Source organism: Algoriphagus sp. AK58 (genome assembly GCF_014324365.1).
In the GTDB taxonomy this organism is placed as follows: domain Bacteria; phylum Bacteroidota; class Bacteroidia; order Cytophagales; family Cyclobacteriaceae; genus Algoriphagus.
Map to the genome: position 1 here is coordinate 134,243 of NZ_QEIG01000005.1, position 23,470 is coordinate 157,712.

Sequence of the window (23,470 nt, forward strand, 5' to 3'; positions counted from 1 at the left end):
TTTGGTGAAGCCCAATAATTTTGAGTAATTGATGCTGTAAGAAACACCCAAAATATCCAACGTATGAGCGATTTCCCCTGGTTGAAATTTTATCCGGCATCTGTCGATAAAGAAGTGGATTGCAAGGCCTATTCTAGTGTGACAGAGCTTTTCGAAGAGAGTGTGAAAAAGTTTGGTTCTGCCGTTGCCTTTGAATGCATGGGCAAAACCATGACTTTTCAGGAACTAGACCGACTGAGTGCCCACTTCTCCAATTACCTGACTCAAGAATTGAAGTTGGCTAAAGGATCCAGGGTCGCTATTCAGATGCCCAATGTTCTTCAATATCCGGTTGTTATGTTTGGTGCGCTACGTGCTGGAATGGTGGTGGTCAATACTAACCCACTTTACACGCCGGCTGAAATGAAACACCAGTTCAATGATTCTGGGGCAGATGTTATTGTGATTGTAGCCAATTTTGCTTCCAATTTGGAGAAAATTCGAACTGAAATCCAAGCCAAGCACATCATCCTCACAGAGCTGGGAGATCTTCTTGGAGGGCTGAAAGGGACAATCGTCAATCTTGTGGTGAAGCATGTCAAGAAGATGGTTCCGCCTTTCTCACTTCCGGGTTCGATTACTTTGAAATCTGCCCTTGCCAAGGGTTCATCCCACCAGTTTAAGCCGGTGAAATCGAGTTTGGAAGATCCTGCATTTTTGCAGTATACGGGAGGGACGACCGGTGTTTCCAAAGGTGCCGAATTGACGCATGGAAATATTGTTGCCAACATGCAGCAGATTTCCGCCTGGATGAAGCCAAAACTAAAGGAAAGGGAAGAGATCGTGATCACTGCTCTTCCACTTTACCACATCTTTGCTTTGACAGTCAACTGTTTGGCAATGCTTAAGATTGGTGCTCATAATGTGTTGATTACCAATCCAAGAGACATGAAGGCCTTTATTGGAGATTTAGCCAAGAAACGCTTTACCGTCATTACAGGGGTAAATACCTTGTTTAATGGCTTGCTGAATCAAGAAGCTTTTAAATCACTGGATTTTTCAGGTTTGAAAATAGCCGTGGGGGGTGGTATGGCCGTGCAAAAAGCTACTGCTGAAAAATGGAAAGCAATTACCGGAGTGCCTTTGGCCGAAGGCTATGGATTGACCGAAACAGCTCCTGTAGCCACTTGTAACCCAATTGACGGAACCGAACGAATCGGTACCATTGGCTTGCCTCTGCCCAATACGGAAGTGATGATTGCCGATGATCATGGAAATGCGCTACCTATTGGTGAGCGTGGAGAAATCCTGATCAAAGGCCCCCAGGTGATGCGAGGTTATTGGAAAAGACCTGAAGAAACAGCCAATGTCATGCATGGAGATTGGTTTAAGTCCGGTGATATCGGTGTGATGGATGCAGATGGATTTACCAAAATCGTAGATCGTAAAAAAGAAATGATTTTGGTGTCCGGTTTTAATGTGTATCCAAATGAAGTGGAGGACGCCATCGCTTCCTGCCCTGGAGTGCTCGAAGTAGGAGTAATCGGAATGCCTGACCCTAAATCCACCGAGAAGGTCGTTGCCTATGTGGTGAAAAAAGATGCCGGACTTACTTCAGAAAAAGTAATAGAACACTGCAAGGAATACCTGACCAATTACAAGGTGCCAAAAGAGGTTTATTTCACCAATGAACTTCCAAAAACCAATGTGGGGAAAATTCTGAGAAGGAAAATCAAAGAAGCTCATGTCGAGAAAGTAGGTTCCTAATCCTTTTTTTTCACACAGGGATAAAGTACAGAAACCGCGATTTCGCGGTTTTTTTTTGTTCCTTTGCAGCCCGACTTATCCAATTTTAACTCAAGACTTATTTCAAACATATTTTTATGACCTGGCAATTAATCAAAGATGCCATTCTGGGTAAAGAACAGGATTTCACTCGCTTATCGCTGAAAACGGCGATAGTGATATTGGCTATCCCCATGATCTTGGAGATGATGATGGAGTCTGCCTTTGCAGTGGTTGATATTTTTTTCGTAGCCAAACTCGGGGAATTTGCCATTGCTACTGTGGGTCTTACAGAATCTGTCATTGTACTGACCTATGCGATCGGATTTGGGATCAGTATGGCGGCCACTGCTTTGATTTCAAGGAGGTTTGGAGAAAAAGAGTATGAGGAGGCTGGTTCTGCCACTTTCCAACTCTTGGTGGTAGGTGGAGTAATTTCCATTTTTCTGGGTATCGGAGGGTGGATACTTGCTCCGGATTTGCTGAGAATTATGGGGGCAGAAGAGCAGGTGGTCACTTCGGGAACCAACTACGCTCGAATTGTTTTTGCGGGAAACACGGCCATTATGCTGCTGTTTCTGATCAACGGGGCATTTCGCGGAGCCGGACAAGCCCATCATGCCATGCGTTCCCTTTGGATTGCCAATGGACTGAATATTTTGCTGGATCCTATTTTGATTTTCGGAATAGGGTCTTGGGACGGATTTGGATTGGACGGGGCCGCAATTGCTACCACCACGGGGAGAAGCATAGGGGTATTTTATCAGCTCTATCACCTTTTCAATGGGAAGCATAAGCTGAGAATTCTTCCTCAAAATGTCCGTATCAATTGGCAAACTGTCCAAAAAATCCTCAATCTGTCCATAGGAGGGATGGGACAGTTTTTGATAGATTCCTTGTCGTGGGTAGCGCTTACCCGCATCAATGCGGAATTTGGCTCAGTTCCTTTGGCAGGATACACGATCGCATCAAGGATTTTGATATTCACGATTCTGCCAGCCTGGGGTTTGTCAGGAGCTGCGGCGACTTTGGTAGGGCAAAATCTTGGGGCCAAAAAGGTCAGGCGAGCCGAGCAGGCTGTATGGCTAATCACACGATATAATGTGATTTTTATGGCTTCGGTCACCGGGATCTATCTGCTCTTCAGCAATCAATTGGCAGGACTGTTTACTGATATCCAGGATGTTCAATCCATTGCTGCTCAGGGACTCTGGGTGGTAGCCCTCGGGTATGTGTTTTTTGCCGTGGGCATGGTCTTAACTCAGGCTTTCAATGGTGCAGGTGATACCAAAACCCCTGCCTGGATCAATACCGTCGTACTCTTGGGTATGGAGGTTCCTTTAGCTTATTTTCTCGCTTTTCCGATGGAAATGGAATATATGGGTGTGTTTATTTCCATCGCGTTTTGCCATTCTTTCCATGCCTTGGTCTCCTTGTATTTTTTCAGAAAAGGCAGATGGAAAAGTAAAATAGTTTGATGGTGAATTTGATTATGACTTTGATATTCAGTTGTTTTTAAATTTTTAGGATGTTGTTAGGTGATGTGCTTGTTCTTGGCAGTGAGTGCAATTTATAGGATTGAATCTGGGCCTAGATTGACTTCGCTCCCAAAAAAACAGAGGCTGAGCGAAGTTTTTTGCGTCCTGAAGTGGAGTGAAAAATTCAGAGATGGATCATTTCACGCTTCATCTTTTGAAAACCCGCACCTCTGGAGTCGGAGCTTTTTCACCGGTTTTGCCGAACTGTCTAAGCCGCTTTTTGCTTTAATTCAGATGGAAAGAAGGGCCAAGTCATCTTCTCTTATTTACACTTTTTAAGAAAAATATTCAAAATTCACCATTATCAGTTTGTGCAAAATATTATTTAAGCTTTGCGGTGAAATTATTTTATTAAATTTTTTAAAAATCAAAAATACCACTTTGCTTTTTGGTTTTAAGATTAAATCTGCTTAGGTACCAAATAAAATTTGGCAACGTGTTTGGTTTTTTGGTTGCCTATGAAAAAGTTTTACGTTTTCACTTTACTTCTATTTTCATCGACACACCTTTCTTTCGGACAATCCAAAAAAGTCTATGAAGGAAATTACATCTACCTTGGAAAATCCGGGGAGGCTTCATTTGAATTTATCTTGAATTCAGACTTTGAGCAGATTAAAGATGGCCGTTTTTATTTTCAGTTTGAGGATAGAAAAGACAACGGCAAAAGTGAGTTTTTTAAAAGGTCCTATTCCGGTTTTTTTTCAGCAGATTCCAGAGAAGGGGATTGGGAGATAGAAGAAGAAAATCTGTTTGTAAAGATCAGCGATATCATTGATCTGAAGGTGAACACCAGCCTGTCTGGAATTCAAACGAAAATTCTGGCATCCTATAAGGCAGGACTGCCAGAGGGCAGTTGGACTTTCCAAAAAAGGCTCATAGAGGATGGTCAAGTCAATCAATCCATTCAGTCGGACAGGATTTTTTTCAAAAAAGGAAAATTAGCCAATCGACTGGAGTTTAGAATTAGCAATGGGAAAAGTGTTCAGTTTGCCAAAGGAGAGGTTCAAGATGAAGGGGTAATGTCGGGTGAATGGACGTTGGTCTATTTATCCGAAGATCGACTGGTCAACGAGGTAAGAAATTATGAAAATGGCTTTCTTCTCGGTTTGGTTAAGAGGGATTTGAAGACAGGAGAGATTTTGGATGAGGCGGTTTTCTTCGATACCATCGAAAAGCTCAATTTGATAAGACAAGGATCCCAAGCAGGATTTCGGATTGCGGATGAATATTTTGGACTTGAGTATGCGGATGGATTTTTGAGCAGCGATTCCTTGGCCCAAATCCAAAAGGATGGAAATGATTTTCTAAAAAGTTTTTTGGGTGACCTGCTAGCACATGATCCGAATTTTATTGATCAAAATGGGAATGTGATTTTTTATCCCATTCATACCAGAAGGATGGTTTATGAATTGTCACGATCTGATCAGAAAATGGTGGAGGAAATGCCCCATAGGTATGAACAATTGAAAGACTTGTTTGAAAAGCAATTAAATGATCCTGCTTTCAGATTAAACAGGTTTCAGAATGATTCTTTAGCCTTGGCTTACCGGTTTTTTGAAGTCCAAAATAAAAAATTGGAAAAGTTGAAAGAGTTAGTAGAATTGATCAAAACCAAGCAGATTCAATATTACGACCTCAATGGGTTTGCCGGTTTTGTATCGGCCATTTTCGTGGAGAAGGAAGAAGTACTTGTAAAGGTTGACGAGAAAGAAAAGGCCTTTTCTTTTCAGTACCCAAAAAGAGATTTTGAGACGGATTTCTATTCTGCATTCCAACTTTCTCTGGAAGACATTCGTGCAAAGGCCGATCAATTTTTAGCCTACAGCGGAAAAACACTGACTGTCCTTAGGGAAAATGAAGAATTGCTCGGCCTGAGCAAATCGCTGGATCTGAAGAGAATGGAAGTCTTGGAATTGTATGAAGATTCATCCGGTGAAAACGCTCTGGTTGAAGCTCTGAAAGAGCGCTTTTTGGTCCAGCAGATGGAGCTGGAAGAGATGACATTAGCTAAAATTGAAGGATTTGAAAAAAAGAAGGTCTACTACCAACGGATTGAATTGTTGTTGGATTCCATGAAAGAAATCTATGGTCAACTTGGAATATGGACAAATCAGGAGGAGGAATTAGACAGGATTTACCTCGAGGAAATTTTTAACCCTTTCACCTATACCAAATACAATCAAAGGGTAAAACCTAGGTTGTTTGAATCCTATGAACTCCTTTTTTCTCATTATTTAACTTCATTTTCTGAAGAAACTGATTACACCAATCTGAAAGTATGGATCTCAAAAGCTGAAAAACTGGGTGAACGAATACGAAAGCTAAGAAATGAGGATACCCGAAAACTCGAGAAATCGCTGAATAAGGCAAAAACAATTTCAAAACTGGAGTCCCTGTTGGGCTTGTAAAATCTAAAGCAAAATGGGATTTCTACTTAAATATAAATGGATTGTACTGCTTAGCTTTTTTGTGCTTGTGGCAGGAAATAATACGATGGCTCAATCGGAAGTCGCCCCACCTCCGGCTAAAACAAACCTGCCCGCCACGACCGAACTCTGGAATGGGTTTTATTTGAAATTGAGGTTTTCGGATCGCTGGTGGTGGTATCAAGAAAATCACTACCGCAGGAGAAATAGCTTGGACAACCGTTCCGACTTTGTAGGGAGGATGAGCCAGTTTTACAATCGATTTGGGCTAACTTACATGTTTACAGATCGGTTTGAAGTCACTTTTGGACCTACGTTGGTATGGAACTATTCTCCCGACCCCGAAAATCCTGAATTCGTCAATTCTGTCATGGAGCCCAGATTTTGGCACCAATGGCTGTTTACAGACAATGTAGGCAGGGTGAAGGTCTTGCATCAGTTTCGATTTGAGCATCGGTTTAAGCGGGATAATGATATCGGGGCAGAGTATAAGTTTACCAACCGATGGAGATATAAAATCACGGCTTACATTCCACTCAATAAGCCAAAAATGGAAAATCACACCTTGTTTTTGGCTCCTTCCAATGAATTCTTTTTTGAATCCGGAAGGCATGTTCAGAATATTTTCGAGGAAAACCGGGTGTATACGGCGATTGGGTACACACACAATCAATTGATGCTTTTCGGAGGTCATATGTGGACCTATGGGCCCACCAGTACACCGGGCACCTATCGAAACAGGCACATTATCCGCCTAAATGTGATGTATAATTTTGATCTGAGAGGCAAGCGGAAGCCGATCACCCGTGATTTTCAATATTGATCTATGAAAAAGTGGCTAAAATTTACTCCCATACTTGTATTGTTCTGCTTGTTTCATTTTGGGGCATTTGGCCAGTACAAAGGTCAGTTTAGGGGTATCAGTGCCTATGAGTATGATTTTGGGTCAAAATTGACTGGGTTTAATTTTGCGGGAGAGTACTTTCCTGCTCATTACCTTTCTTTTTCACCCTCTTATACGATCTTTTTTCCAGGAGATGGAAAAACTCTTGAATTGGGGCTCAATGGAAGATATTACCTGACCGAAAAAATGAAGCAATGGTATGGGACTCTGGGATATGGATCACTCACCCGAATAGAAGAGTTGGATGGAAACCGGAAAACCGTTTCTCACTTTGCCAACATCGGAATTGGCGGCATGATAAAATTCAACGATGTGTTGGGGATCAATCCTGAAATCAGTCAGCAAATCGGACAGCAAAACAATCTGGTTTTTAGATTAGGAGTGGTTTACTTCATTAACTGACCTATCCCAGAAGATGAATTCAATCTTCAATGGGATGAATGATCAGGACAGATGGTGCTTCGGTAAGCCATAGATTTTTGGCCTCAGTCAGCTTCCTCCATCCATCAAAGGAGACGACCATAAGGTCTTGGGTGGACAAAAAGGATGGGGTCAGGTTTTGCTCTTTAATCACCTGAATATGATTAGGCGCATAGTGACCAAGAGCCCGAATGGATTCCTTGATTTCGTGGGCGGAATTGATTTGGTTTTCGGAATCTATCATACTGACTTGAGCCCCTGAGTTTCTGATCCATTTTTGTACATATCCCATCAGAAAGGCATCTTTTTCGGAGAATAAAGGGATAAAAATCTGCTCAGCTTTGCTCAACCCCTTGTCGATCAAAATTCCAACCGGGACTTTGCTTCCTCGGATGATCGTTCTCGTCCGATCATCAAGAGGCAAATTTTCAAAGAGATTTTCCTTGCCTCTGACTTGATTCAGCAGGTTTTCGGGATTGATGATTTTGGTCGTAAATCCCAATATTTTCCCCAGAATGCTTCCTTCAAAAATGGACTGACCCACGCCTATGAGAAGAAGATCGAAGTCTCCGGAGTTGGCCACTTCCACGATATCGTTTTCAATATCGGTGGAAGGCTTAAATAGTGTCGTCACTTTTTGACCTATTCGCTGAGATTCTTGGATCAAAGGCGCAAAGCTTTCTTTCTCATAAGTTTCTGTATTGAAATAGGTGAGTTCGTCTGCCGGAGTCAAATGCATGGCAGTTAGCGAAGAATTCCGTTGAGTAGTTCCTATCAGACTGTGGGCGAGTCTGACTAAGGATTTTCCCCGCTCAGGCATGCCAAATGAAACCAAAATCCGATAGGTCGATTTTTGAATTACTTCTTGGGGTACCAAGGTTTGATCTTTTGGGAATACCTTCTGGATGAGATCAATGGCTGGCCCAGTCATAAAGGTGGTCAATAAGGCCATGATGACCATCATGGCAAAAATCTCTGGGGTCAACACCCCCAAATCATACCCGATATTCAGGACAACCAATTCCATCAGCCCACGGGTATTCATCAATGCGCCGATGGTGAGACTGTCTTTCCAATTTTGGCCTACAAACTTCGCTGCTACGGCGCTTCCGATAAATTTGCCTACTACCGCAACCCCAATGATCCACAGGGTGATCACCCAAAGTTGAGGATCATTGAGCAATCCTATCTGAGTTCGCAATCCGGTGTACACAAAAAACAGGGGCAATAAGAGCACAAGGGCAATATCTTCTATTTTTTCGACGAAAATATTTCTGAATTTGGTGTTTTCAGGCATGATGGCTCCCGCCATAAACGCTCCAAACAAGGCATGAATCCCAATGATTTCCGTGGCATAGGAGGAGAGAAGCAGGGTGATGAAGAAAATGGCCACCACAGGTTTGCTCAGGTTTTCCTGTGAGGTGTGCAGGTCACCAATGCGTTTCAAAAATGGCCTTACTACTTTGATCATCAGGAATACGTAGCCTACAGCAAGTCCGATCACATATAGGGAACTCAGGAAGGATCCCGCTTTGACGATGGCAATCACGGCTGCAAGCAAACACCAGGCTGTAATATCATCTGCTGCGGCACAGGTGATGACCACAGTTCCCAGACGGGTTTTTTGAATGCCTCTTTCCTGTACAATTCTGGCCAAAACCGGAAACGCTGTAATGCTCATGGCTATTCCCAAGAATAGGGCAAAGGATAAAAACTCGATTCCTTCAGGAGCAAAAGCATCATAGATAAAATAGGCCAAGGCCATTCCCAAGGTAAAGGGGAAAAGAATACTGGCATGGGAAATGACCACCGCATCATGCGCTTTGTTGCGGAGGACTTTTAGGTCGAGCTCCATGCCCACCACAAACATGAATAAAATCAATCCGATTTGGCTTAGAAACTCAAGGTTTCCAAGAGAAGAAATAGGGAAGAGGGAGGAGGAAAACTCCGGGAAAACGCTTCCTAATAAGGAGGGACCCAAGAGAATTCCTGCAATTATTTCTCCTATGACCGTAGGCTGCCCCATTTTTTTGAACACCCAACCCATAGCTCGGGCAACGGTAATGATGGAGACAATCTGAGCCAGAAGAATGGCCAAGGGATGATGGATATTGTATTGCATCGATTCCAAAAAATCTTTCCAAGCCGAGCCATTGGGGTTGACTTCTCTGGAAGATAATGCTGGATTCAAGGCTGACCCTAGTTCTACAATCAGGTACATCAAGCCCCCGAATACAAGAATAATGATCAGGTAAAAAATGGTATTTCGGTGGACCTTCCTCATAACGGGTATGCTTTGGTCCGGGAGAAAGAAACAAATGGCTTGATCTATTGACCGATGAGCTATCTGTTTCTGTTCCCCGGGTATGGGTTTTGGTTGGTAGACAAGGATAAATTTGGCGGAAAATCTTTTTAATTGAATTTACCCTGTACCTGATGAAGTATCTTTTGCATCAAAAGCCAAAAAAAATGTAACCAATCCATCCAGTCAGGATTGAATCCTGGCCATAAACTCCATCCGGAATTTTTCACCCAAAGTCAGGGTGATCGGCTTGCCTTGGTCGTTGGTCTGATGCGTAGTGATTTCGTCGTGTATGAAATAATGAACCTGATCCAACCTGACTAATTCTCCCTTGTTTACTTGGATCATTTCCCCTTGAGAAAGTAAGGCGAGCAGCGCAGAAATGCTTTTGTTCTTTATCAGCACCTGAGATCCATCCTGAAGCGTTACCACTTTGTCCCGGCTATCACTTTGGGAAGTTTGAATGATTGCGATTTGATTAAGGGGTAAAATAGTTTTGCCCTTCGGTGTATTGAAGGCGACCAGTTTGGTGCCAGGGGTTTGGATTTTGTCTCTGACTTTTCCGATTGCCTGGACAAGTCGCTCTTGAGAAACTGGTTTTCGGAGGTAATCTACCGCATTGAGGTCAAAGGCCTCCGGAGCATAATCGCGGTAAGCCGTGGCAAAAATCACAGGAATCCCCGCAATAAGGTTGGCAATCTGAAGCCCATTGAAATGGGGCATTTCGATATCGATAATGCAAAAATCCACTTCAAGACTTTTAATTTGAGCTACGAAAAGGGAGGGATCGGCAAATGCTTTGACGACTTCCAAGTCAGGGACTTGCTCGCATAAAAGTTTGAGATAGGCCAAACCCGGGAGTTCGTCATCCAAAAGAGCACATTTAAGAATTTTTGCCATGGGGCTGTATGATCAAATGAGCGATAAATTTGTCTTCCTCGGTGTATCTTTTCAGCGAGTGTCTTCCGGGATGAAGTATTTCCAATCGTTGTTCCAAGGTATGGCTTCCTATCCCGCTTTGTGGCTTTTTGATGGGAGACTTTTGAGAAACTTTGTTTGAGACCAGCAAGGAAAGCGTTCCTTGGTTCCAGGCAAGATGGATTCGGATAAATGAATCCTGACTTTGTAGATCAGTATGTTTGAAGGCATTTTCGATCAAATCTACCAAAATCATTGGAGCGATGGATTTTTGGTGATACCCTTCATCCTCTTCAATTTTGACTTTGACTTGCAGCTCAAACAGGGGAGAGAGCTTTACTTTGTTGATCTCAATGAGGTTAAGTGCAAACTGTATTTCTTGTTCAGGTGTCACTGGTCCACGATTGCTTTCATAGAGGATATAATCCAGGACATTGGCCAGCTTGTCCAGCGATTGATAGGTTTGGAACGCATGGGATTGGATGGAGTTTAGCACATTTTTGAACAGGTGAGGATTCAGCTTGGCTTGAAGATTCTCCAATTGTATAGGCTCTACCTCTTGTTGCAGGGAGTTAAGCTTCGCTTTTGTCTGTTCCAGTTCCTTCACTTTCCTCGAAAGCTGAAAATAGAGACTGATCACCAAGATCAGGAGAAGGCAGACAGATAGGGCTAGGTAGATCATAAAAAAGGAAAGCTGGTAAATTCCTTCAAATTAAAGGACCAACCAGCCAAACCGAAAGTATTTTTTATGGATATACGGAACTTTGCCAGTAGCTCATCTTAAATAGTTGAAGATCAAGATTACGACAAGTTTTTGTAACTCTTCGGTCATCGGTTGCCTATGCTGAGCACCTTACCGACGAGAGTCGGTAAGTTCGAAGCATCCGACCAAAATTTACGGGGAAATTCGTCGACTGGCAGAATAACGTATAATTAGATTATTTCTTTCTGTTTCCGGGGAGTTCTCCTTTCTGCCGCGGATACCTATTTCGCTTTTTTATGAAATTTATATCCCATTCCTACAGAACCTATCCAAGTGTCGGAAGCCTCCTTGTGGAAAAAAGGAGCAAAAAACACCAGGTTTTTATAATCAATTCGGGGAGCGACACCCAACCGGGCCCCAAGATTTCCATTCAATAAATAGAGAGAAGGAAATGCTCCAAGTCCTACTTTGAGGTCTGGATTTAGGTTTAAAAATAAAGCTGGACCTCCCACATTCATGGAGTAAAAGTCCTTCCCAAATGAGAATCCAAGCATTCCTTCCAAACTGATGGTGAAGTCCTTTTTTTCTTCCGAAGTATTAACAGTCTGGCCAAAACTTTCTTGAATTCTTAAACCTAGTATTGCAAAGAATAGAATGATATGGCTTTCATGTGTTTATAATTTGATTTTCATTTGCCTCATAGCCTGTCCCGATTTTTCATCGGGAGAATGCCCTGGATAATCATTTCCTTGTGTGAGAAGCAATTTCTCATGGGCATTTCATATTTTGATGAATTGAAGTGAAATGATTCTTGGTCGACTTTGATTTTCAAAATGGCTTTTTATAACATGCCCATTTACTTGGCTCAAAATGCATATCGGAAAGTCATTCCAAATGTCAATGGATCTCCCAATACTGCGGCATAATGTCCCGCATTGCCGGCAGCCGGCAGAAGTTGCTCATAATAGTTTTGGTTGAGTAGGTTTCTGGCCCAAACAAAAGCAGAAAACCCTTCTGTTACCCTAAAGCCTGTACGGGCATTAACCAAGGCATAGCCCTCTACATTGAGGTAGCGAGAAGGAGAGGGGCTTGAAGAAAACTCTGATCGGTAAAAAAGGTCGGTTCCAAAAAAGAAAGTACCTGACTTTTTGAAAAACTTGGCTGGTTTGGAATATTCTCCACCCAAGGTTCCTGCCCACTTGGAAACACCAGGTAGTCTTCCCCCCGAAATATCCTTGAAAGCAGATTCTCCCCCGGTTTCCTCCAAAGGAACGGGTGCATTGGGGAAGGAAACATAAATGGCATCGGTGTAGGCCAAAGCAGCGTTGAGGTAGATGAAGGGACTAAGCCTTACATTTCCGTCCAGTTCCAAACCGCTTACCCGTACTTCTTCTGCGTTAGCCAAGTAACCCCGATTGACTCCCACCTCTGCGGTCTGTACCAAAGTCTGGTAATCTTGGATGTTGGTATTGAAAAAGGTGACATTGAGAGAAGATCCTTTGACCGGAGTAGTTTTTACTCCCAATTCGAAGTGCCTGACAAATTCCGGCTTCACCTCAGCAAGCTCCAAAAGGGGCTGACCATTGGCGGTGGGAAGTCCCCCGAGATTGATTCCCACAGGCTTGTAGCTGGTAGAAAAGGTTCCGAACGTGTTGATTTTATCATTGAACTGGTAGGTGAGGGTAGCTTGCCCAGACCAGTTTTGATCTTCTACGTCAGCGACAAACTGTTGTGGGGCATATACCGAGCGCTGGATAGCCAGCAAGGCAGGATCGGTGGTTTGCAGTCCGCCGTAAGTCTCCCGATTGAAATCAACCGATTTTTGGTCGTAATTAAATCGGATTCCCGGCAGGAAATGGAGTTTTTCTGTGATCGCCCAATCAAGTTGTCCAAAAAGTGCCGCACCCACGGACTCCAGGGTCGAATAGGTTCTGATGCCATAACCATCCAATAAGCCCGGAGTAGCCCATAATGGGTTGGTAGAACTCTGGGAAAACCGCCACTGTGCAGCGCCGGATTCTTCGGTATGGTAGGGGCTGGTTTTTAGATTTTGGCTGAGAAAAAATACTCCGAAGACACCGCTGAGTTTATTGGAGAAATCCCCTGCATACCGGATTTCCTGAGAAAACTGCTCATGTCTGGATGGAGCTTGAGACAGTGACAAAACGGGTAAGCCAGTAAAATCCCGATCGTTGGAAGGACCCCAGTTCCAATATCTCCAAGCCGTGGTAGAGGTTAGAATTCCTTCTCCCAAGGTAATATCAGCATTGAGGGAAACCCCTCCCAGGTCATTTTTGGATCGCCAAGGGGTGTCATGATCTACTTTTCGGTCAAAGGCATTTCTGGAGGGGAGTTGGTAATTAAGGTCCGAAATGATCTGCTCAAACCTTCTGTAAGGGGCGCGTTGGGTTTCTACCACGCCTGCCACTACCTGTGCGTATCCGTCAGGCCGCTGAGAAGTGGCGTCTCCAGCCAAAATGATTTCTACTTTACTGGAAGGATTATAGAGTAATTGACCACGAAAGCCGAGATTGTTCAGATCATTGATCATTTTTCCGGTTGCGATATTTTCAATCACACCGTCTCGCTGGGTACCGGAAAAGGAAACTCGGGCAGCCAGGTTTTTGGTAAGTGGACCGGTTATGGAAGTTTTGGCTTGAATGAATCCATAATTCCCATAGCTTAATTCCACGGTTCCTCCTGGGGTATAGCTAGGCAGCCTGGTGGTGATATTGAATGCTCCGGCTGTGGTGTTTTTGCCGAATAGTGTACCCTGCGGCCCTCTCAAAACCTCAATTTGCTCGATATCGATAAAATCCAAGGAGGTGGCAGCCGGTCTGGCGTAGTAAACTCCATCCACATAAAATCCTACTCCTGGATCGATTCCATCATTGGTCAAGCCAAAGGTCGATCCCAAACCTCGGATATTGAGAGTTGTATTTCTTGGATTGGAGGAGTAAAGCTGAACCGTTGGGACCAGTTCTTTGACCCGGTTCACATTGAAAGAGCCCGATTCTTCTATCCTTGGGCCACCGACTACAGAAATGGGGATGGGGACTTTCTGCACTTCTTCCGATCTGCGGCGGGCAGTGATCAATACTTCCGATAGCTCGAGGTCGTCTTCCATTATATAGGTGATCTGCTCTTCGGATGGAGTGGTTAGTTCTGTAGTTATTTCCTTAAAGCCCACAAAATTTAGTTGAAGGATTGCCGGAAAGGCTTTTGAATAGGAGAGGTCAAACTCTCCCCGTTCATTGGTTAGAGTGTACTGATTGGTTCCTCTGATGACCACAGTTGCGCCGATCAGGGGTTCGTGCTTGCTGTCCAATACTTTTCCTTTAATGGATGATTGGGCCCAGCCGGCTGAAAAGCCTCCAATAAGCATAGTTAAAATAAGAGATAAGGTTTTCAATGGATGGATAGGTTTGAAAGTTATACATAATCTATATATCCTATAAAAAAGATAGGAATTATAGACAAAAGTAATTTTCACAATCTTGATTCAAAAAGAAATCGATAAAATTTTCGAGAATTATTTTTGAAGGCCGTTTTTGGGTGGTTTAAAAGGCTTTTTTGTCAAAAAGTAAATCTATTCATGAAGCCAAATTTCTTTTTTTGTACTTTAATGGCATCACCAGTAGCCAAGATTCATGCTATCCAAAAAGGCAAAATACGCGATCAAAACCATTCTTTTTCTTCAGGATCATCCTGATTTGTTGCCTATATCCGCCAAGGCTATCGCTGAAAAGGAGCACATTCCTTACAAGTTTTTGGAAAATATCCTCAGGGATCTGAAGTCTCATCAATTGGTGAAGAGTATACGCGGAGCTGAAGGAGGCTATGCCTTAGCCAAGGATCCTTCTCAGATCAGTATTGCGCAGGTAATGCGTGCTATGGATGGACCGATTGCTTTGATACCTTGTATTTCGGAGCGATTTTATGAATCCTGCGCTGAATGCGAAGACGAAGAAACTTGCAGGATCCGCAGACTATTTGCGGAAGTGCGTACTGAGATGGTCGAGATATTGGAGAGACCGATTACGACGTTAGCCAAGGAAAGAGAATAATAGCAAAAGGGGCAGAATGGCCCCTTTTGCTTTGAGAATTTATTTTTTTGTCACTTCTGGAGTGATCATATAAATGCTTTGAGACTTGTAAGCAGCCAAAAAGGACGTGTTTTCGAAGGTCTGGTTAAACTGCTCCTTAAGGACTTCCCAGCTACCGTAGAATTCCGCCACCACTTCCAGGTTTTTATTGACCAGGATAATGCTGGGCTGAGGCTTGATTTTTTCAATTTGAACTGTAATGGGTTCCAATAATTCGGATTCGCTTACGAGTTTTACTTTTGATTCTTTAGCGCTTGCCTGATTAGATGCTCCTGCTAGGAAAGCCAAGAATACTAGTCCGAGGGCTAAGAATTTGCTGCCTGATAAAATCCTATTATTCCACATGATTTTTTGATTTTGGTTTGTTAGGAAAACTAACAGATCTAACGGGCTAGCTTACTTTGGGTTTCTTTTAGCAATCAAAAAATCAAAATTATATTCATAAAATATTTTTATTTAATTTTATTTATTCTGTGTAATGGGTGAAAAGTGTTTATTTTGAAATAATATTCTGTTTTTTTTATAATTCAATTTTGTCTCAAATCATATAAGGCAAATAAATGAAAGCGGCAATCACCAATGCTGTCAAGGCGGCAAAAGTCACCGCCCCGGAAGCCACGTCTTTAATGATTCCAATTTTCGGATGATAGTCAGGATGAATGAAATCGCAGATTTTCTCGATGGCTGTATTGAGACTTTCTGTACTTAGCACTAAGCCTATGGCTACTATCTGCCAAACCCATTCCTCCCTTGTAATGCCAAGGTAAAATCCCAAACCTGTGAATATCCCTGATATAATCAGCTGGGAAATGATGGCATGCTCGGTTCGGATCAGAAAAAAGAATCCTTTGAAAGCGTATCTAATGCTTTTGACACGGCCCCAAATGAAGTGTTTCAAAGTCATATCAAAGTAAAATTTTCATGCTTAGAATTCGAACTTCAACAAGGGGTCTGTCACGTTGATTGGTCTCGACAACGGCGATGGCATCAATTACCTCCATTCCGCTGATCACCTCACCAAAAACAGTGTAATTTTGATCCAAATGAGGAGATCCCCCTAAGGATTTGTAAACCTCTCTATGGGCCTCAGGAATTTGATACCTTTCAAACTTACTGTACTCCTTGGCGAGCTGGTTCCATCGAGAGTTAAGTGATTTCACCAATTCACTGTCATTGGCTTTCCTTGCCGCATCAAGTGAATCCAACAATGGCTTGTATTCGGGATCATTGACCGCGTAGTGACTTGCCAAAAACTGGTTGATTCTATTTTCATTGTGATTTAGAAGACTGTCATTCTGGATTCGGCCTTGTACGATGTAAAACTGAGTGCTACTGGAAGCTCGTTCAGGATTGTTGGTTCGGGCAGCGCCAATAGCTCCTTTCTTGTGGAAAAGCTTGGGATGTATTTCCGCCGGAATTCTGTAACCCAGATCCGATCCTCCAATGGTATCCTCAAGTGTAGCATTTTTGCTACGGATATCTCCTGCCTGAATCATGAAATTTTCTATGATGCGGTGAAATTGAAGGCTATCATAGACACCCTCACTGACCAATTTGATGAAATTGTCCCTGTGAAGAGGCGTTTCGTCATAGAGTTGGATGACCATGGTTCCATAGTTGGTGACTACCTCCACTTTGACAGGATTGGATCGAATTAATCCAAGAAAAAGAAAAAAGGCCAAAAGGAATGAAAGTAGAAAATTGGGCATAGTTGAATCAGATTTTTTTATGAATTAAAGAGAAAAACAAGTTATCCCAACTACCCGCCCCAAATTACTTTTGATCAAGTGATAAAATGTAGTAAACCATCAATTTGGCGTCCTCTTCGGATATTTTCGGATGGGGACTCATGACCGGGTAGCCCCAAGTACCGGTGCCGCCGCTGATTATTTTTCGGGCAAGCATGTCGACATAGGCTTTTTGGATCGGATACCGTTTGGAGATGTCAGTAAAGGCTGGACCTTTGGCACGGCTCTCTTCCCGATGACAATGGTAGCAATCATTGTAGGAAACCAAGACTTTTCCTTTTTTAATGGATTCCGGATCTAAGGGTTCATCTTCCCCAGGAATGACATAAAACTCTTCCTTGAGGTCTGGGGAATTAAGTTTTGTGACCTGCCTTTCCATTTTGGCCTGGCAACTCATTATGATCCATAAAGCGCAAACGATGAAATACGAGACAACTTTCATTCGATTACCGATTCGCCATCAATTGATCCATCAATTCTTTCCAAGCGGCATTTTCAAGCAAGTATAAGGTAAGCCCGATGCCGATGAAAATCAATGATGAACCTATCCAGGTAGCAGGGTGGATTTTCTTTTTGGTCATCCAGTCCACCGTTCCCAAAACCAGCACCAACATAATCCAAAGGGGCACAGAAAGGTATTGATTGAATTGCAGACCCAAAATAATTCTACCTAATCCGGGAAAAACTGCCGACAAGCTGGCTAAGAGCATAAACCTCTTATGAAAATCAGGCTTTGTTCGATAGACTATCCCCAAAGAATACAGAATGGTGAAATTGATCAGGATAAAAGTGTTAATAGTAGAAAATAAAAAAGCATCTGGTCTGTTGTAGTGGACCTTGCTCATGACAATTCCACTGATAAGGATACCAATTGCCAAAAGAATACTGGAATACCCAATTTTTCTATGGAGAGAAGTTTGTTTTTTTCGAATCAGGCCAGATTGAATCACGATCAAAACGTACCATCCAAACATGATTAAACCATGGATCCAAATGATTTTATGGGAAGGAGGAAGGGTTGAAGGATTAGTCATGGCATTTAACCCAAATCCAAGTACCACCAAACTCAAAATGATCAAGTTAAAGTTGAGGTAAAAGTTGGGCATATTCAGATGTCTTTCTGCCATAGTGTTGGGAGTTAACTCTTTAATTTAAGAGATTTATTTTCAAAAAAATCAGATATAAGCCCGGCTTAAGGGGATAATTCAAAAGCGGGTATTTCGTAGGCCGATGCAAAAGGCCATTTTGGGGCTTGTTTGGTTAAGTGGCTCAATCCCATTTTATTTTCCGAATAAAGGACGCTAAGGGAAATTCCCAGGGAAATACGGTGTCACTAGCCAAATTCCAGGTTTTTATTTCTGATAAGGGATAATTTTAGTCAGCTACTTTCTTATTTATTGTTCCTAATTTTAGTCATGGATAAGAAAGAGATATGGATTACTTCTTTTTTCTCTATCTCAATTTTTGGGATTCTATGGGGGCTTTTTGTGTTTTTCAAACCGTCAGGTGAAGTTCAGGGTAGTTTTGAGGAGCCTGAAGTTGTCTCTCAAGAAATAATTTCCAATGACACCCTAAATCAATTACCATTGGTTTTGCCCAAGGTCAAAGATGGTTTGGACAGTGCAGATTTTTATAGTCGTGTAAAAGCATTGGCACATGACAGTATCCCCAAGCCTTGGCAGGTGTTTTCCATTTACCCGGAGAAAGGGGCACTTTTGCCATTTTATCGTGTGGTGGCAATGTATGGGAATTTTTACTCCAAGCATATGGGGATTTTGGGAAGGGTTACGGAAGTAGAACTTTTGACTCTTTATCAAGAAGAACTTCAAGCTTGGAATCAGGCAGATTCTTTGACTCCGGCACTTCCTGCGGTACATTACATCGCCATCACGGCTCAAAAAGACCCCGGAAAAGAAGGGTGGCATAGGTTAAGAATGCCTGAATCTCAGATTCAAAAAGCCATTCAGCTGGGGAGGTCTTTGGATGGGATCACTTTTTTAGATGTTCAAGTGGGACATAGTACTGTAGAGAGAGAGGTCCCGACTTTAGAAAAATACTTGATGGAAAAAGATGTCCATCTCGGTCTCGATCCTGAGTGGTCTATGAAAGATGGAAGTGTTCCGGGTACCAAAATAGGCACACTTGACGCCGCTGATATCAACTTTGCCATAGGGTATCTGTCGAATTTGGTCAAGGAAAACAACTTGCCTCCCAAAATTCTGGTGGTTCATCGATTTACCAGAAACATGATTACCAATCACCAAGAAATAAAAGCGACACCGCAGGTTCAGGTAGTCATTAATATGGATGGTTTTGGATTTCCGGCCAAAAAGGTGGACAGTTACCGAGGATTTGTAGGAGGGATGCCGGTTCAGTTTACGGGAATAAAGCTTTTCTACATCAATGACAAACTCACCGCTCCCTACAGGTTGATGACTCCGAAAGAGATTTTAGGTCTTTATCCTAAACCCATTTACATCCAATACCAGTAAGCCTTAGTTGGAAATTGCTTGTTGTTAAGAAAGCATAGCTTTGGCCTATTAGTACCCTTTGCCAGTTGGACGAAGTTGACTGGTTGTATTTTTTTAAGTAAGACCTATCACCCTTGTCCTATTGAAACTTTCTCTCCAAAAAAAATACAGGGAAGTCGAAGTAGTGTCAGGCGTACGCTCGGATCATTTTTAGGCAGCGCCAGGTTTAGTTCAACTTCCCTCTACAAGTGATAAATCTGTCAAGACCTCAATGACAGCCTTCAGCGTGATCTACTATTCTCCCGTCCAGACTCAGGTATTCTCCCATGCAGTCGGCCGTCATACAGGAGTGAACAGGTAGAATACCCAATAAATCTCCAATTTGGACTTCAGCCAATAATTCATCCGAAGCCTTGATTACTCCGTGTTCCTGAGAAATACTTTTTAAGTAGGAGTAATGGGCTGGAATTGTCCATCCATTTTCATCCAGAAGCACTACCTCACCAAAATTCTTACTTCCATCAGGATTGACCAGGACATCTTTGGACAAATGAACTCCGCCGCCATGCACCAGTATTTCTTTTCGCTCCAAATTGATGTCTACCACAGGGACTGCCAGGCAAACAGCTATATCTTCTTTTCTACAGCTACCCAACTGAACCTGCATCAGGTCGAAAAAGACAAAATTTCCCGGTCCAAGCTCATCCACATCTCCAAATTCTTCCATCACCGCACAACCGGGTGTATCTCCCAAGCGGGTAATTAAGTTAGGATAAGCCAATTGATATTTTTCTTTCAAAAGATGGAGAGCCTCCCTGCTTTCCTCATGGATTTTAGCTTTATCTACTCCATAATAGGTATGGCCTGGATGAAGGTAAAAGCCCTTGAAATGAAGAAAGGGTGAGGTATTGGCTATTTTCAGAATTTCATCGATTGTTTCAAAATCAGAAATGTGAACTCCTGTTCGTCCATATCCCGCATCGATTTCGATAAAAAAACCGATACTCTTGGTCAGTTGATCCGCCATGAGTTGTGCAGTGACCGGGTTCACGATCTGAACCGAAATACTCTGGTTTTCAGCAAGGCGATCAAGTCTCCCGATCTCTCTTACATTGAATGGAAAAGCAATATGAATATTATCCCAACCTTGTCCGCAGAGGTATTCTGCAAGTTTGATGGAAGAAGCGGTCACTTCTTGAATACCATATTCCTGAGCCCATCGTCCGATTTCATGGGATTGTGCGGTCTTCCAGTGAGGCACTAGGCTTTTGCCATGTCGATCGGCTTTTGCTGCCATCTTTTGAAGATTGGCCCGGGTTATTTTTTCATTGATCAGTAAGGTAGGGGAAGTGATGCGCGCAAGGATGGACATAGGATTCAGTGTTTTCAATTTTTAAAATTAAAAAGGATTTGTCATCTATTGGGAAAATTAAACGATCCCTTTTCAGGACGGTAGAATGGACAAGGAATTCATCCATTTTTTAAGCTAAACTGATATTAATCATTATTTTTCCTGAGAAGCGGGGCAAAAATTTAAAATCCTACTCTGCAACTTAGAATCAACAAGAAAGCAATGGGATTACTTGCTAAAATAGACAACGAGTTTTTTCAGGAAGTGGGAGAAATCTCCCGCTTTACGGCTCGTTTTTTTAAGGAAGTCACTAAGCCAAAGCAAGAGTGGGAGGAGTTTATTAACCAATGCTATTGGATTGGGTATAAAACGCTGACTTTAGTAAGTATAACCGCATTTATCATGGGGCTTGTTTTGACGATACAATCCCGCCCTACCTTGGTGGAATTTGGCGCCGCATCACTGTTGCCTTCCATGGTGTCTGTGTCCTTGGTTAGAGAAATCACCCCGGTGATTACTTCTTTGATTTGCGCGGGTAAGATTGGCTCAGGAATTGGTGCCGAGCTGGGATCCATGCGAGTGACTGAGCAGATCGATGCGATGGAGGTTTCCGGCACCAATCCTTTCAAATACCTGGTAGTCACCAGGGTACTGGCCTCTACAGTCATGGTTCCAATTTTATCCATTTTGGCAATTGGCATTTCTCTCTATGGAGGATACCTAGGGGCAAATATCAGGGGAGAAGTAAGCTGGACACTGTTTTGGTTTCAGGCATTTGATGCCCTTTCTTATGGAGATTTCATTCCTTCCATTATCAAGACTGTATTCTTTGGATTTGCCATAGGAATAGTAGGTTGCTTCAAAGGATATACCTCAGAAAAGGGCACTGAAGGAGTAGGGAGGTCCGCAACAACGGCAGTGATTGTAGCTTCTTTGCTTGTTTTTGTGCTTGATTTGATCGCTGTTCAAATCACCGATTTATTGGGATTGACCTGAAAACAATGGAAAGAAAACCGATAATAGAAGTGGTGGCATTGAACAAATCCTTTGGGAAAAACCACGTGTTAAGAGATTTCTCACTTTCTCTATTTGAGGAGGAGAATCTGGTGATTCTTGGGAAATCAGGCTCTGGAAAATCGGTTCTTATCAAATGCATCATTCGATTGATCCAGCCAGATTCCGGTCGCATTATGGTCCTTGGTCAAGATATTTCCTTATTGGATCAGGACGAAATGGATATGCTGAGAAGGGACGTTGGTTTCTTATTTCAAAGCAATGCTCTTTACGATTCGATGACGGTACGCCAAAACCTCGAGTTTCCGCTTCGCAGGCATTGGACTTTAGAAGAAAGATTGGCAAATGCTGAAAATGCAGTAAAAGAGGCATTAGAAGATGTGGGCTTAGGTCATACCATCAACATGATGCCATCCGAGTTATCTGGGGGTATGCGAAAGCGAATAGCCTTGGCCAGAACCCTAATCTTAAAGCCCAAAATCATCCTATATGATGAGCCGACCACCGGATTAGATCCCATCACGGGAAGAGAGATCAGTGAATTGATCGTGAAAATTCAGAAGAAGTATAAAGCTTCGGCTATTATAATTTCCCATGATATGAATTGTATTCAACTTACCTCCAACAGAATTATCATGTTGATAGATGGGAAAAATTATGCCAGTGATACGTTTGAAAATTTAACCAAACTTGCTGATCCTAAGGTTAGTGAGTTTTTCCAAGGACTATGAAAGAAGATAAAAAAATGGCCAATGCCAAATTGGGAGCTTTGGTGGTCGCTGGTTTGGTGTTTTTGGTTTTTTCATTGTACATGATCGGGAAAAACCAAAACATCTTTGGATCATCAGTCATTGTTATAGCTGAAGTTCCTGAGGTAAACGGGCTCCTTCCCGGGAATAATGTCCGATTTAAAGGCATGGATGTAGGTACAGTGAAGGAAATCGAGATGATTACAGACTCTACCATCCATATCAAAATGCTCATCCATAAATCAATGGTGTCATTTATCCTTGATAATTCCAAGACCACCATAAACTCCGATGGGCTTATGGGAAATAAAATCATTCAGATTCATCCTCAGGAAGGGAGTGCATCTCCTGTAAAAGCAGGTGATATCCTTTTCCCTTTGTCTCAATTCAAGCCTGAAGATCTCCTGTTAAGGTTGGATAGCTCAGGAGACGTATTGGAAAAAATCCTGAATAATCTTGCGGAAATAACAGAAAAGCTCAACCAAAGTAAGGCGGTTTGGGATTTATTGTCAGACCCCACACTTTCTGCGGACATAAAAGGTTCCATTTCGGAGTTTAAAAAGGCGGGTATTCATGCTGCTGCTTTAGCCAAAGATGGAAGAGAAATGATCCGGACTTTCAAGGATGCCAAAGGCATGGTGAATGAAATTTTTGTGGACACCTTGAACGCACAAAGGTTTGAAAACTCCCTCATTCAATTGGAAAAGGCTTCTTTGGAGACTGCTTTGCTTATGGAAAGTTTAAAGGAAACCGTTTCCAAAATTGAAGCTGGGGAAGGCACGGCAGGTTTGATTTTGGCCGATTCAGCCTTTAGGGCACAGATGCAAAAAACCATGCTGAATCTGGAAAAGAGCACAGAAAACCTCAATCAGAACATGGAAGCGATGAAGTCCAATTTCTTGTTTAGGGGATATTTCAAGGATCAGGAAAAAGCAAAGAAGAAAGCTCAGAAAGAAGCTGATAATAAATGAAAATTGTGAGTGATTTTTTGTGATAAAGTCATTTCGGAGGAATCATAGAGTTAACTTCTGTTTAGAAAATCGGAAACCTTAAAAT

The 23,470-nt window shown here is 42.5% G+C and carries 21 protein-coding genes; 10 read left to right on the forward strand and 11 right to left on the reverse strand.

From position 1 onward, the window contains the following. Positions 1-63 precede the first annotated feature (63 nt). The 5 genes from DDT91_RS04295 to DDT91_RS04315 all read left to right on the forward strand — a co-directional run bounded on the left by DDT91_RS04295 (position 64) and on the right by DDT91_RS04315 (position 7,034). Positions 64-1,746, forward strand: coding sequence for an AMP-binding protein (locus tag DDT91_RS04295; RefSeq protein ID WP_187174904.1), 1,683 nt, complete (start codon positions 64-66; stop codon positions 1,744-1,746). Positions 1,747-1,862: 116 nt separating this feature from the next. Continuing rightward, complete coding sequence (locus DDT91_RS04300) at positions 1,863-3,242, forward strand: MATE family efflux transporter (RefSeq protein WP_187174905.1); 1,380 nt, start codon at positions 1,863-1,865, stop codon at positions 3,240-3,242. Positions 3,243-3,760: 518 nt separating this feature from the next. Continuing rightward, on the forward strand, positions 3,761-5,710 hold the full coding sequence (locus tag DDT91_RS04305; protein ID WP_187174906.1) for a hypothetical protein: 1,950 nt from the start codon (positions 3,761-3,763) through the stop codon (positions 5,708-5,710). Between the two features lie 13 nt (positions 5,711-5,723). Beyond that, the gene (locus DDT91_RS04310; RefSeq protein ID WP_187174907.1) at positions 5,724-6,551 is read left to right on the forward strand and encodes a DUF2490 domain-containing protein; all 828 of its coding nucleotides are present in this window, start codon (positions 5,724-5,726) and stop codon (positions 6,549-6,551) included. 3 nt (positions 6,552-6,554) lie between these two features. Beyond that, positions 6,555-7,034: a hypothetical protein gene (locus DDT91_RS04315; protein ID WP_255502018.1), complete on the forward strand. Its 480-nt coding sequence runs from the start codon at positions 6,555-6,557 to the stop codon at positions 7,032-7,034. Positions 7,035-7,053: 19 nt separating this feature from the next. Here DDT91_RS04315 and DDT91_RS04320 read toward each other — a convergent pair whose 3' ends face one another. The 5 genes from DDT91_RS04320 to DDT91_RS04340 all read right to left on the reverse strand — a co-directional run bounded on the left by DDT91_RS04320 (position 7,054) and on the right by DDT91_RS04340 (position 14,360). Then, a complete protein-coding gene (locus DDT91_RS04320; RefSeq protein WP_187174908.1) occupies positions 7,054-9,336 on the reverse strand; it encodes a cation:proton antiporter in 2,283 nt (760 codons plus the stop codon). Positions 9,337-9,540: 204 nt separating this feature from the next. Continuing rightward, positions 9,541-10,254, reverse strand: a complete 714-nt coding sequence (locus DDT91_RS04325) for a LytTR family DNA-binding domain-containing protein (RefSeq protein ID WP_187174909.1) — start codon at positions 10,252-10,254, stop codon at positions 9,541-9,543. Further along, on the reverse strand, positions 10,238-10,954 hold the full coding sequence (locus DDT91_RS04330) for a sensor histidine kinase (protein ID WP_187174910.1): 717 nt from the start codon (positions 10,952-10,954) through the stop codon (positions 10,238-10,240). Before DDT91_RS04330 ends, DDT91_RS04325 begins: the two co-directional genes overlap by 17 nt. Before the next feature lie 302 nt (positions 10,955-11,256). Further along, positions 11,257-11,529: a hypothetical protein gene (locus tag DDT91_RS04335; protein ID WP_187174911.1), complete on the reverse strand. Its 273-nt coding sequence runs from the start codon at positions 11,527-11,529 to the stop codon at positions 11,257-11,259. Positions 11,530-11,840: 311 nt separating this feature from the next. Further along, positions 11,841-14,360: a TonB-dependent receptor gene (locus DDT91_RS04340; protein WP_187175101.1), complete on the reverse strand. Its 2,520-nt coding sequence runs from the start codon at positions 14,358-14,360 to the stop codon at positions 11,841-11,843. A gap of 265 nt (positions 14,361-14,625) precedes the next feature. Between DDT91_RS04340 and DDT91_RS04345 the strand changes: the two genes are divergently transcribed. After that, the gene (locus DDT91_RS04345; RefSeq protein WP_187174912.1) at positions 14,626-15,042 is read left to right on the forward strand and encodes an Rrf2 family transcriptional regulator; all 417 of its coding nucleotides are present in this window, start codon (positions 14,626-14,628) and stop codon (positions 15,040-15,042) included. Positions 15,043-15,081: 39 nt separating this feature from the next. Here the strand turns inward: DDT91_RS04345 and DDT91_RS04350 are convergent, their stop codons facing one another. From DDT91_RS04350 to DDT91_RS04370, 5 genes are all read right to left on the reverse strand, one after another. Beyond that, positions 15,082-15,426 (reverse strand): hypothetical protein, encoded by a 345-nt coding sequence (locus DDT91_RS04350; protein ID WP_187174913.1) that lies wholly within the window; start codon positions 15,424-15,426, stop codon positions 15,082-15,084. Between the two features lie 193 nt (positions 15,427-15,619). Beyond that, positions 15,620-15,985, reverse strand: coding sequence for a diacylglycerol kinase family protein (locus DDT91_RS04355; RefSeq protein ID WP_187174914.1), 366 nt, complete (start codon positions 15,983-15,985; stop codon positions 15,620-15,622). A 1-nt stretch (position 15,986) separates the two neighbouring features. Then, positions 15,987-16,790 (reverse strand): peptidylprolyl isomerase, encoded by an 804-nt coding sequence (locus DDT91_RS20585; protein WP_187174915.1) that lies wholly within the window; start codon positions 16,788-16,790, stop codon positions 15,987-15,989. A gap of 64 nt (positions 16,791-16,854) precedes the next feature. Further along, on the reverse strand, positions 16,855-17,271 hold the full coding sequence (locus tag DDT91_RS04365) for a c-type cytochrome (protein ID WP_255502019.1): 417 nt from the start codon (positions 17,269-17,271) through the stop codon (positions 16,855-16,857). Positions 17,272-17,275: 4 nt separating this feature from the next. Then, positions 17,276-17,956 carry a hypothetical protein gene (locus tag DDT91_RS04370; protein ID WP_187174916.1) on the reverse strand — a complete coding sequence of 227 codons (681 nt, stop codon included), beginning with the start codon at positions 17,954-17,956 and terminating at the stop codon, positions 17,276-17,278. 288 nt (positions 17,957-18,244) lie between these two features. Between DDT91_RS04370 and DDT91_RS04375 the strand changes: the two genes are divergently transcribed. After that, positions 18,245-19,321, forward strand: a complete 1,077-nt coding sequence (locus tag DDT91_RS04375; RefSeq protein WP_187174917.1) for a hypothetical protein — start codon at positions 18,245-18,247, stop codon at positions 19,319-19,321. 247 nt (positions 19,322-19,568) lie between these two features. Here the strand turns inward: DDT91_RS04375 and DDT91_RS04380 are convergent, their stop codons facing one another. Next, on the reverse strand, positions 19,569-20,672 hold the full coding sequence (locus DDT91_RS04380) for an alanine racemase (protein WP_187174918.1): 1,104 nt from the start codon (positions 20,670-20,672) through the stop codon (positions 19,569-19,571). Positions 20,673-20,873: 201 nt separating this feature from the next. On the opposite strand from DDT91_RS04380, the gene DDT91_RS04385 reads away from it, so the two are divergent. Genes DDT91_RS04385 through DDT91_RS04395 form a run of 3 tightly spaced genes read left to right on the forward strand, consistent with a single transcriptional unit; the run spans position 20,874 to position 23,385 of the window. Continuing rightward, positions 20,874-21,647, forward strand: a complete 774-nt coding sequence (locus DDT91_RS04385; protein ID WP_187174919.1) for an ABC transporter permease — start codon at positions 20,874-20,876, stop codon at positions 21,645-21,647. Positions 21,648-21,652: 5 nt separating this feature from the next. Beyond that, positions 21,653-22,396, forward strand: coding sequence for an ABC transporter ATP-binding protein (locus DDT91_RS04390; RefSeq protein WP_187174920.1), 744 nt, complete (start codon positions 21,653-21,655; stop codon positions 22,394-22,396). Continuing rightward, positions 22,393-23,385, forward strand: coding sequence for an MlaD family protein (locus tag DDT91_RS04395; RefSeq protein ID WP_187174921.1), 993 nt, complete (start codon positions 22,393-22,395; stop codon positions 23,383-23,385). The genes DDT91_RS04390 and DDT91_RS04395 overlap by 4 nt, the downstream gene beginning before the upstream one ends. The last annotated feature ends 85 nt before the right edge of the window (positions 23,386-23,470 follow it).